Below are 12,364 nucleotides of genomic sequence, written 5' to 3'. Positions count from 1 at the left end.
TTGCGGAATGGGTTTGGTTCGGACCTCGACACGCCGTGGGCTCTCACGAGCTCCCGGAGGGCAGGCTTTGAATCGTCGTCTCGCCCGGCGCGTGTCCGATGGGTATTGACCCGGAGGTTCAGGTTTTGGGTGGGACGATGGGTGCAACCCGGCGGTCCCGCTTTTCGCGATGACCGCCAACCGGAAAGAGCTTGCTGTGGAACGAGCGGCAAAAAAGGAAGCGGTCGAACAGCTCAACGGGGTCTTCAAGACCACGAGCGTCGCGGTCGTTGCTCAATATTCCGGCCTGACCGTTGCCCAGATGCAGAAGCTGCGCATGCAGATGAAGCAGGCTGGCGCCTCGGTGAAGGTCTCGAAGAACCGTCTCGCCAAAATTGCTCTTGAAGGCACTGACGTCATTGCCATCGGCCCCATGCTGAAGGGACCGACTGTGATCGCCACTTCGAACGATCCGGTAGCGGCGCCAAAGGTCGCCGTCGAATTCGCCAAGGCGAACGAAAAGTTCGTCATCGTTGGCGGCTCGATGGGAAAGACCGTCCTGAATGTCGACGGTGTGAAGGCTCTCGCCTCGCTGCCGTCGCTTGATGAACTGCGCGCCAAGATCGTCGGCCTGCTTGTGGCCCCGGCGACCAAGATCGCTCAGCTCGCCAATGCGCCCGCGGGCAAGCTCGCGCGCGTCATCCAGGCTCATGCCTCAAAGGGCGAAGCGGCCTGACGCCCTTCGCAAAACTCAAACCCGAACCAGACTTACACGTAAGGAAACTGAACAATGGCTGACTTGCAGAAGATCGTTGACGACCTCTCGAGCCTCACCGTGCTCGAAGCTGCTGAACTCGCGAAGCTCCTCGAAGAGAAGTGGGGCGTTTCGGCTGCCGCGGCTGTCGCCGTGGCCGGCCCGGCTGGTGGTGGCGCTGCCGCCGCTCCGGCGGAAGAGAAGACCGAGTTCACGGTCGTTCTCGCCAGCGCCGGCGACAAGAAGATCGAGGTCATCAAGGAAGTCCGCGCCATCACCGGCCTGGGCCTGAAGGAAGCAAAGGACCTCGTCGAGGGCGCGCCGAAGCCTGTCAAGGAAGGCGTGAACAAGGACGAAGCCGAGAAGATCAAGGCCCAGCTCGAGAAGGCTGGCGCGAAGGTCGAGCTCAAGTAAGCACCGCTTACTGGCGAGGTCTCGGGCGAGCGTAAGCAGGCCCGAGATCCTGGCTTGCCCCTCAAAAAGGGGGGAGCCTGATGCAAAAGGCGTGCGACGGAACGTCCCGACGCAGGTCGAACACGAAAAAGTGTGGGGATTTGAGGGTTCACCCCTCGAATCTCCACTATTGTCGCCCCATATCGGTTCGGCAGCACGAAAGCGCGGTGGGCAGGGATACCGGATTCCCTGTAAGCCGTTGGGAGAGCAGGCTATTTCGGGCTTTTGCAGTCCGTGAAGAGGATGGTTGTGACGGGCGGGCGCGCATCAGCGCCCCGCGCGTCGTTTTGCGTTTTGAAGGTCTGAAGAACAGATTCAGGACATTCCGGCCTGAACTTGAGTCTCCGGCCCCCAAAGCGGGTTCGAAAAATTCAACCCGGGGAGCGGTGGCAGCCGCGTTCCGGAGGGCGCGCCCAGAGCGGGCGACGAAAATGAGAGGCCACGATGGCGCAGCAGACATTCACCGGTCGCAAACGCGTTCGCAAGTTCTTCGGACACATCAAGGAAGTCGCCGAGATGCCGAACCTCATCGAGGTTCAGAAGGCGTCCTATGACCAGTTCCTGATGGTCGATGAACCCCAGGGTGGCCGTCTCGACGAGGGTCTGCAGGCGGTATTCCGCTCGGTGTTTCCGATCTCCGATTTCTCGGGCACCTCGATGCTGGAATTCGTCCGTTACGAATTCGAGCAGCCGAAATACGACGTCGACGAGTGCCGCCAGCGCGGCATGACCTTCGCGGCTCCCCTCAAGGTGACGCTGCGCCTCATCGTGTTCGATATCGACGAGGAAACCGGCGCGAAGTCGGTGAAGGACATCAAGGAGCAGGACGTCTACATGGGCGATATCCCGCTCATGACGATGAACGGCACCTTCATCGTCAATGGCACCGAGCGCGTCATCGTCTCGCAGATGCACCGTTCGCCCGGCGTGTTCTTCGATCACGACAAGGGCAAGACCCATTCCTCGGGCAAGCTGCTGTTCGCTGCCCGCGTCATCCCGTATCGCGGTTCCTGGCTCGACATCGAGTTCGACGCCAAGGACATCGTCTATGCGCGTATCGACCGTCGCCGCAAGATTCCGGTGACGTCGCTGATGTTCGCCCTCGGCCTCGACGGCGAGGCGATCCTGTCCACGTTCTACAAGAAGATCCTCTACAAGCGGACCAAGGAAGGCTGGCGCGTTCCGTTCGACGCCAACCGTTTCCGCGGCTACTCGACCGTCAACGACCTGATCGACGCCGATACCGGCAAGGTCGTGCTCGAGGCCGGCAAGAAGCTCACCGTCCGTGCCGCCCGCCAGCTCCAGGAAAAGGGGCTGAAGGCGCTGCGCTTGGCTGATGAGGAGCTGGTCGGCAATTACATCGCCGAGGACCTCGTCAACCCGAAGACGGGCGAGATCCACGCTGAAGCCGGCGAGGAAATCACCGACAAGTCGATGAAGGTGCTCAACGAGCACGGCTACAAGGAGCTGCCGCTCCTCGACATCGACCACGTCAATATCGGCCCCTACATCCGCAACACGCTCTCGGCCGACAAGAACATGACGCGTGAAGACGCGCTGTTCGACATCTACCGCGTGATGCGTCCGGGTGAGCCGCCGACGCTGGATTCGGCGCAGGCCATGTTCCAGTCGCTGTTCTTCGATGCCGAGCGCTACGACCTCTCTGCGGTCGGCCGCGTTAAGATGAACATGCGCCTCGACCTCGATGCGCCCGACACCCAGCGCACGCTGCGCAAGGAAGACATCCTCTCCGTCATCAAGACGCTGGTGGACCTGCGCGACGGCAAGGGCGAGATCGACGACATCGACCATCTCGGCAACCGCCGTGTGCGCTCGGTCGGCGAGCTCATGGAGAACCAGTACCGCATCGGCCTCCTGCGCATGGAGCGCGCGATCAAGGAGCGCATGTCCTCGGTCGATATCGACACGGTCATGCCGCAGGACCTGATCAACGCGAAGCCGGCGGCTGCCGCCGTGCGCGAGTTCTTCGGCTCCTCGCAGCTCTCGCAGTTCATGGACCAGACCAATCCGCTCTCGGAGATCACCCACAAGCGCCGTCTCTCGGCGCTTGGACCGGGCGGTCTGACCCGCGAGCGCGCCGGCTTCGAAGTCCGCGACGTGCATCCGACGCATTACGGCCGCATCTGCCCGATCGAGACGCCGGAAGGTCCGAACATCGGCCTGATCAACTCGCTCGCGACCTTCGCGCGCGTGAACAAGTACGGCTTCGTCGAGACGCCGTATCGCAAGGTCAAGGACGGTCGCGTCACCGACGAGGTCGTGTACCTCTCGGCGATGGAAGAGGGCCGCTACACGGTCGCGCAGGCCAACGTGCCGCTCGACCCGAAGGGCCGTTTCACCGAAGACCTCGTGGTCTGCCGTCACGCTGGCGAAGTCTTGCCGGTGACGCCGGACAAGGTCGACTACATGGACGTGTCGCCGAAGCAGCTCGTTTCGGTCGCCGCGGCGCTGATCCCGTTCCTCGAGAACGACGACGCAAACCGCGCGCTGATGGGCTCGAACATGCAGCGCCAGGCGGTGCCGCTGGTTCGCGCCGAGGCGCCGTTCGTCGGCACCGGCATGGAAGGCGTGGTTGCGCGTGACTCGGGTGCCGCGATCGCGGCGCGTCGTTCGGGCGTGATCGACCAGATCGACGCCACCCGCGTCGTCATCCGCGCCACGGAAGATCTCGATCCGACCAAGTCGGGCGTCGATATCTACCGCCTGATGAAGTACCAGCGCTCCAACCAGTCGACCTGCATCAACCAGCGTCCGCTGGTGAAGGTCGGCGACATCGTCAGAAAGGGCGACATCATCGCCGACGGTCCGTCGACCGATCTCGGCGAGCTCGCGCTCGGCCGCAACGTGCTCGTCGCGTTCATGCCGTGGAACGGCTACAACTTCGAAGACTCGATCCTGCTCTCCGAGCGGATCGTGAAGGAAGACGTCTTCACCTCGATCCACATCGAGGAATTCGAGGTGATGGCCCGCGACACCAAGCTCGGACCTGAGGAAATCACCCGCGACATTCCGAACGTCTCGGAAGAAGCGCTGAAGAACCTCGACGAAGCCGGTATCGTCTACATCGGTGCGGAAGTCCGCGCCGGCGACATCCTGGTCGGCAAGATCACGCCGAAGGGCGAGAGCCCGATGACGCCGGAAGAGAAGCTCCTGCGCGCCATCTTCGGCGAAAAGGCTTCCGACGTTCGCGATACCTCGCTGCGCGTTCCTCCGGGCGTGCAGGGCACGATCGTGGAAGTGCGCGTGTTCAACCGTCACGGCGTCGACAAGGACGAGCGTGCGCTGGCGATCGAGCGGGAAGAGATCGAGCGTCTGGCCAAGGACCGCGACGACGAGCAGGCGATCCTGGACCGCAACGTCTACAACCGTCTTGCCGAGCTCCTCGAGGGGCGGCAGGGCATTGCCGGCCCGAAGGGCTTCAAGAAGGACACCAAGATCACCCGTGCGGTGCTCGAGGAGTACCCGAAGTCGCAGTGGTGGCTGTTCGCCTCGCCGAACGACAAGCTGATGGCCGAGATCGAGGCCATGCGGAAGCAGTACGACGAGTCGAAGAAGGGGCTGGAACAGCGCTTCCTCGACAAGGTCGAGAAGCTTCAGCGCGGTGACGAATTGCCGCCCGGCGTGATGAAGATGGTCAAGGTCTTCGTCGCGGTGAAGCGCAAGATCCAGCCCGGCGACAAGATGGCCGGCCGCCACGGCAACAAGGGCGTGGTGTCGAAGATCGTGCCGATTGAGGACATGCCGTTCCTCGAAGACGGTACGCACGCCGACATCGTGCTCAACCCGCTCGGCGTGCCTTCGCGCATGAACGTCGGACAGATCCTCGAGACCCATCTCGGCTGGGCCTGCGCCGGCCTCGGCAAACGTATCGGCCAGACCGTCGATGCGTACCTGTCGAAGCAGGACATCAAGCCTCTGAAGGAGACCTTGAAGAAGGTCTACGGCGAGGACGAGACGATCAAGACGCTCAACGACAACGAGTTGATCGAGCTCGGCCATAACCTCAGCCGCGGCGTGCCGATCGCGACGCCGGTGTTCGACGGCGCCAAGGAAGCCGACATCGAGGAGATGCTGAAGCTTGCCGGCCTCGACGCTTCGGGTCAGTCGACCGTCTATGACGGCCGTACCGGCGATGCGTTCGATCGCAAGGTGACAGTGGGCTACATCTACATGCTCAAGCTGCACCATCTCGTGGACGACAAGATCCACGCGCGTTCGATCGGTCCGTACTCGCTCGTCACCCAGCAGCCGCTGGGCGGCAAGGCGCAGTTCGGTGGCCAGCGCTTCGGCGAAATGGAGGTGTGGGCGCTCGAGGCTTACGGCGCGGCGTACACGCTCCAGGAAATGCTGACGGTGAAGTCGGACGACGTCGCCGGCCGTACCAAGGTGTACGAGGCGATCGTGCGCGGCGACGATACGTTCGAGGCCGGTATTCCGGAATCGTTCAACGTGCTGGTCAAGGAAATGCGCTCGCTCGGCCTCAACGTCGACCTGCACAACTCCAAGGTTGGACCGGCGCCTACGTCGGAAGCGGCCGAGTAACACGACCTGTCATGCCCGGCCTTCACGGCCGGGCATTGGCGCCCCTCCCGATGCCTTGAGGGCAGGGCGCCCTGCTAAGTGATTTTCGAATTTGCGGCCGGAGGCGACCGGCACGCGAGGAGAAGACGATGAACCAAGAAATTATGAATCTCTTCAACCCGACGACGCCGGCTCAGGTCTTCGACCAGATCCGGATCTCGATCGCGTCTCCAGAGAAGATTCTGTCCTGGTCCTACGGCGAGATCAAGAAGCCGGAGACCATCAACTACCGCACCTTCAAGCCCGAGCGCGACGGCCTGTTCTGCGCCCGCATCTTCGGGCCGATCAAGGATTACGAGTGCTTGTGCGGCAAGTACAAGCGCATGAAGTACAAGGGCATCATCTGCGAGAAGTGCTCGGTCGAGGTCACGCTGTCGCGCGTCCGGCGCGAGCGCATGGGCCATATCGAGCTCGCTGCCCCCGTCGCCCACATCTGGTTCCTGAAGTCGCTGCCCTCGCGCATCGGCCTCCTGCTCGACATGACGCTGAAGGATCTCGAGCGGATCCTCTACTTCGAATATTACGTCGTGCTCGAGCCGGGCCTCACCGCGCTGAAGGACCGCCAGCTGTTGTCGGAAGACGAGTATCTGAAGGCGCAGGACGAGTACGGCCAGGACAGCTTCACCGCCATGATCGGCGCGGAGGCGATCCGCGAGCTGCTCAAGGGCATGGACCTCGAAAAGCTCGAGGCGACCTTGCGCCTCGAGATGCAGGAGACCGACTCCGACATCAAGCACAAGAAGCTCGCCAAGCGCCTGAAGATCGTGGAAGCGTTCCGCCACTCCGGCAACAAGCCGGAGTGGATGATCATGACCGTGGTTCCGGTGATCCCGCCGGACCTGCGTCCGCTGGTGCCGCTCGACGGCGGCCGCTTCGCGACCTCGGACCTCAACGACCTCTACCGCCGCGTCATCAACCGCAACAACCGCTTGAAGCGGCTGATGGAGCTGCGCGCGCCCGACATCATCATCCGCAACGAGAAGCGCATGCTTCAGGAAGCGGTCGATGCGCTGTTCGACAACGGCCGCCGCGGCCGCGTCATCACGGGCGCCAACAAGCGTCCGCTGAAGTCGCTCGCCGACATGCTCAAGGGCAAGCAGGGCCGCTTCCGTCAGAACCTGCTCGGCAAGCGCGTCGACTATTCGGGCCGTTCGGTGATCGTGGTTGGTCCCGAGCTGCGTCTGCATCAGTGCGGCCTGCCGAAGAAGATGGCGCTCGAGCTGTTCAAGCCGTTCATCTACTCGCGGCTTGACGCCAAGGGCCTGTCCACCACCGTGAAGCAGGCGAAGAAGCTGGTCGAGAAGGAGCGGCCCGAGGTCTGGGACATCCTGGACGAGGTCATCCGCGAGCACCCGGTGCTGCTCAACCGCGCACCGACGCTGCATCGTCTCGGCATCCAGGCGTTCGAGCCCGTGCTGATCGAGGGCAAGGCGATCCAGCTTCACCCGCTGGTCTGCTCCGCGTTCAATGCCGACTTCGACGGCGACCAGATGGCCGTGCACGTCCCGCTGTCGCTCGAAGCGCAGCTGGAAGCGCGCGTCCTGATGATGTCGACCAACAACATCCTGCATCCGGCGAACGGACAGCCGATCATCGTGCCGTCGCAGGACATCGTGCTCGGTCTCTACTACGTGTCGATCATGCGCGAAGGCCTGCCCGGCGAGGGCAAGGTGTTCGGCGAGATGGCCGAGCTCGAGCACGCGCTGCACGCGAAGGTCATCCACCTTCACACCAAGATCAAGTACCGGTGGGAAGGCATCGACGAGACCGGCAAGATCTCCAAGCGCTGGATCGAGACCACCGCCGGCCGCGTCATGCTGGGTAACCTCCTGCCGAAGAACCCGCGCGTCCCCTACGAGATCATCAACAAGCTGATGACCAAGCGCGAGATCTCGGGCGTCATCGACCAGGTCTACCGTCACTGCGGCCAGAAGGAGACGGTGATCTTCTGCGATCGCATCATGGCGCTCGGCTTCTACAACGCGTTCAAGGCCGGCATCTCGTTCGGCAAGGACGACATGGTCGTGCCGCACTCCAAGTGGAAGATCGTCGACACCACCCGTACGCTGGCGAAGGATTTCGAGCAGCAGTACAACGACGGCCTGATCACCCATGGCGAGAAGTACAACAAGGTCGTCGACGCCTGGTCGAAGGCCACGGAAGAAATCGCCAAGGCGATGATGAAGGAAATCTCCTCCACCAAGAAGACGGCGGCCGGAGCGGATGCCGACATCAACTCGATCTACATGATGGCTCACTCCGGCGCCCGCGGTTCGCCGGCCCAGATGCGCCAGCTCGCCGGCATGCGCGGCCTGATGGCCAAGCCGTCGGGCGAGATCATCGAGACGCCGATCATCTCGAACTTCAAGGAAGGTCTCTCGGTTCTCGAGTACTTCAACTCGACCCACGGCGCCCGCAAGGGCCTCGCGGACACCGCGTTGAAGACCGCGAACTCGGGCTACCTGACCCGTCGTCTCGTCGACGTCGCGCAGGACTGCATCATCACGCAGAGCGACTGCGGCACCAAGCTCGGCATCAAGATGCGCGCCATCGTCGATGCCGGCACCGTGGTGGCTTCGCTCGGTTCGCGCATCCTCGGACGCACGGCCTGCGAAGATATCCGTGACAGCTCCGGCAAGGTGATCATCAAGCGCGATACGCTGATGGAAGAAAGCCATCTGGACGCCATCCAGCAGGGTGGTGTGCAGGAGGTGAAGATCCGCTCGGCGCTGACCTGCGAACTCGTCAACGGCATCTGCGGCAAGTGCTATGGCCGCGACCTCGCCCGCGGCACGCCGGTCAACCACGGCGAAGCGGTCGGCGTCATCGCGGCGCAGTCGATCGGCGAGCCGGGCACCCAGCTCACCATGCGCACCTTCCATATCGGTGGTGCGGCGCAGCTCAACGAGCAGTCGTTCGTCGAAGCCAACTTCGACGGCAAGATCGTGATCCGGAACAAGGCCATCGCCCGCAACAGCGAAGGCCATCTGGTCGCGATGGTGCGCAACATGGTGGTGGCGATCGTCGATGCCGACGGCACCGAGCGTGCGACGCACCGTGTCCAGTACGGTTCGCGCCTGCACGTCGATGAAGGCGACATGGTCAAGCGTGGCCAGCGCATCGTCGAGTGGGATCCCTACACCCGTCCGCTCCTCACCGAAGTCGAAGGTACGATCGGCTTCGAGGATCTGGTCGAGGGGCAGTCGATCTCGGAAACGCTCGACGAGGCCACCGGTATCGCCAAGCGCGTGGTCATCGACTGGCGCTCGACCCGCGGCGGCGCGGACCTGCGTCCGGCCATCGTGGTCAAGGGCAAGGACGGCAAGGTGCTCAAGCTCGCCCGTGGCGGCGATGCCCGGTACATGCTGTCGGTCGACGCCATTCTCTCGGTCGACGTCGGAGCCAAGGTCAACCCGGGCGACATCCTGGCCCGTGTCTCGACCGAAAGCGCCAAGACGCGTGACATCACCGGCGGTCTGCCGCGGGTGGCGGAACTGTTCGAGGCACGGCGTCCGAAGGATGCGGCGATCATTGCCGAAATCTCGGGCACCATCCGGTTCGGACGCGACTACAAGAACAAGCGTCGCATCTCGATCGAGCCGATGGACAAGACCGACGAGCCGCGCGAGTACCTGATCCCGAAGGGCAAGCACATCCACCTTCAGGACGGCGACGTCGTCGAAAAGGGCGACTTCATCGTGGAAGGCAACCCGGCACCGCACGACATCCTTGCGGTCAAGGGCATCGAGGAACTCGCGGCCTACCTGGTCAACGAGATCCAGGAGGTCTACCGGCTCCAGGGCGTGCTCATCAACGACAAGCACATCGAGGTGATTGTCCGTCAGATGCTCCAGAAGGTGGAAGTCACCGACCAGGGCGACACGGACATGATCTCCGGCGAGCAGGTCGACAAGATCGAGTTCGACGCGCTCAACGAGAAGGCGAAGGAAGAGGGCAAGAAGATCGCCACGGGTACGCCGGTTCTGCTCGGCATCACCAAGGCGAGCCTCCAGACCCGCTCCTTCTTCTCGGCGGCCTCGTTCCAGGAGACCACCCGCGTCCTCACGGAAGCGGCGGTCAACGGCAAGGTCGATCCGCTCGAAGGCCTCAAGGAGAACGTCATCGTCGGCCGGCTGATCCCGGCAGGCACCGGCGCCTCCATGGCCAAGATTCGCGAAGTCGCCATGAAGCGCGACAAGCTGATCCTGGACGAGCGCGAGAAGCAGGCGGCGGTCGTGTCGCCCGCGCCGGAAGCGGAGCTTCCTGCGCTGCCGCCCGCGGAATGATCGTTCATCCGTAGGACTACCGAGGACAATGAAAAGGCCGGCGAAAGCCGGCCTTTTTGTTGCTTTGCTTGTCTGTTGCGATGCGGGATCAACCTTTGTTCATCTTTCCTTCAGCCGCAAAAGCGCTTCTGCTAGGAGAGTTTAGACCGGTGGTCCCGTGAAGGGGGCGGGCCGGAGACCACGGAACTCACATGCTTGATCTCGCAATCGTAGGCGGCGGCCCCGGTGGGCTGATGAGCGCTTGGTATCTGAAGCGCAAGCTCGGCGACCTCTGTCGCGTCACCATCTACGAGGCCTCCGATCGGCTCGGCGGCAAGATCGTCACCCGTAAATTCGATTCCGCGCCCGCGATGTACGAGGCCGGCGTTGCCGAGATCTACGACTACTCGATGACCGGGCCGGATCCGCTGCGCGAGCTGATCCAGCATTTCGGGCTGCAGACGATTCCGATGGATGCCGAGCAGGTGCAGTTCGGCGGCGAGCTTCTCGACGACGTGCCGGGCGTGCGCCGCAAGTATGGCGCCAAGACCGCCGCGGCGATCGAGGCGTTCCGCAAGCGCTGTGCCGAGGCGATGTCACCGATCGAATATTACGAGGGCGTCGGCGCGCACGACAACGAGAATCCCTGGGCCTACAAGACCGCCGAGCAGGTGCTCGACGAGGAGGTCGAGGACGAAACCGCAAAGCGCTTCTTCAAGGTGATGGCGCGCTCCGACATCGCGACCGAAAGCCACAACACCAACGGCCTCAATGCGCTCAAGAACTATCTGATGGATGTCGACGGCTATATCGGCCTCTATTCCATCCAGAACGGCAACGAGCAACTGATCGAATGCCTGCAGTCGGAGGTCAACGCCGACATCCAGCTCAATCACCGCGTGCTCACCGTTGGCAAGGCGCCGACCGGCCGCTACCAGCTCAAGATGATGAACGGCAAAGGGCCGGAGACGCGCGACTTCGATCTCGTGCTGGTCTGCCTGCCGCATTCCTGGCTCGCCACCATGGGGTGGGAAGGCGAACAGCTCCGCAAGTCGATGGTCAAGCACGTTTCTTATTTCGACCGTCCCGCGCACTATTTGCGCGTCTCGATTCTGTTCGACACGCCGTTCTGGGGCGAGAAGATTCCCGGCGCCTGGTTCATGTCGGAAGCCTTCGGCGGCTGCTGCGTCTACAACGAGGGTGCGCGCCACGACGTCGGCAAGCACGGCGTGCTGAACTGGCTGATTCCCGGCTCCGACGCGCTGGCCTTCGCCAATCTGTCCGACCAGGAGCTGATCGATGCCGCGCTGAAATCGCTGCCGGCCTCGCTCGGCGATGCGCGCCTGCATTTCATGGAAGGCAAGATCCATCGCTGGTTGTCGTCGGTGAACGCGATTCCGGGCGGCCTGCCGGTGCGCGACGTCATGACCAATCACCGGCCCGAGCCGAAGGAGCATCCCGGCATCGTGGTGGTCGGCGACTATCTGTTCGATTCGACGCTGAACGGCCTGCTCGACTCCTCGGATGCGGCAACCGACATCATCCTGACTGAGATGATGCGCCTGCGCCGCGAGCGCGCGCAGGACGACAAGCCGCTCTCCGACAAGATCGATCGCGACTATTTCGAGAACTATCGCGGCCTCGGCCCCTATCATGAGGCGTGGCGCCACTTCACCGATCCCGATTACCTCACCCGGCTGCTCGGCATCGTCTGGGGCAAGACCAAGGGCGCCAAGCTGCTCGTCGCGGGCTCGGCCAGCGGCGAACTGGTCGGCGCGCTGCGCGAGCGCGGCATCGATGCCTTCGGCATCGAGAGCAACCGCGCCATCCACGCCAGGACGCCGAAGGCGCTGAAGAAGTACAACAAGCTCGGCTCGATCACTGACATGCCGTTCAAGGACGGCGCGTTCGACTTCGTGTTCGAGACCAGCCTTTGCCACGTTTCCCCGAAGCAGGTGGTCCGCGCAATCAAGGAACTGAACCGCGTGGTCAAGACCGGCCTCGTGTTCGGCTCGATTACCTCGGACATGGCGCCGGCGCTGATCGACCGCTACGACCTCCTGCGCGGGGTCAAGAAACTCGGCACGTGGTGGGAATGGTCCGAACTGTTCTTCGGCAACGGTTTCGACCTCTCGATGCACCGCAAGGATTGCACCGATGCGCTCTGGGAGGCCACGCTCGCCGCCAACAAGGGGCCGGGGCAGTGGTACGCCGACGCCGACAGTCTGCGCTATTCCTTCTTCGACAAGGTCGAGGAGGAGGACGAGGACTAGCCGCGGGGCGCGCGTTGAATTCGCCAATTGTTTTGCCG

At 63.1% G+C, this 12,364-nt stretch carries 5 protein-coding genes; all 5 read left to right on the top strand.

Annotated elements, in window-relative coordinates; genetic code table 11:
- The first annotated feature begins 196 nt into the window (after nt 1-196).
- The 5 genes from rplJ to GA0061098_RS16075 all read left to right on the top strand — a co-directional run bounded on the left by rplJ (nt 197) and on the right by GA0061098_RS16075 (nt 12,326).
- Nucleotides 197-715: a 50S ribosomal protein L10 gene (gene rplJ, locus GA0061098_RS16095; protein WP_091957815.1), complete on the top strand. Its 519-nt coding sequence runs from the start codon at nt 197-199 to the stop codon at nt 713-715.
- Between the two features lie 54 nt (nt 716-769).
- Nucleotides 770-1,147, top strand: a complete 378-nt coding sequence (gene rplL / locus GA0061098_RS16090; protein WP_091957455.1) for a 50S ribosomal protein L7/L12 — start codon at nt 770-772, stop codon at nt 1,145-1,147.
- Nucleotides 1,148-1,630: 483 nt separating this feature from the next.
- Nucleotides 1,631-5,749: a DNA-directed RNA polymerase subunit beta gene (rpoB, locus tag GA0061098_RS16085; RefSeq protein WP_091957451.1), complete on the top strand. Its 4,119-nt coding sequence runs from the start codon at nt 1,631-1,633 to the stop codon at nt 5,747-5,749.
- A 128-nt stretch (nt 5,750-5,877) separates the two neighbouring features.
- Nucleotides 5,878-10,074, top strand: a complete 4,197-nt coding sequence (rpoC, locus tag GA0061098_RS16080) for a DNA-directed RNA polymerase subunit beta' (protein ID WP_091957448.1) — start codon at nt 5,878-5,880, stop codon at nt 10,072-10,074.
- 191 nt (nt 10,075-10,265) lie between these two features.
- Nucleotides 10,266-12,326: an FAD-dependent oxidoreductase gene (locus tag GA0061098_RS16075; RefSeq protein ID WP_091957445.1), complete on the top strand. Its 2,061-nt coding sequence runs from the start codon at nt 10,266-10,268 to the stop codon at nt 12,324-12,326.
- The last annotated feature ends 38 nt before the right edge of the window (nt 12,327-12,364 follow it).

It is taken from the genome of Bradyrhizobium shewense, from assembly GCF_900094605.1.
Taxonomy (GTDB): Bacteria; Pseudomonadota; Alphaproteobacteria; order Rhizobiales; family Xanthobacteraceae; genus Bradyrhizobium; species Bradyrhizobium shewense.
The sequence above is the reverse complement of the archived record's forward strand: the minus strand, read 5'-3'. Positions and strand labels throughout refer to the sequence as shown.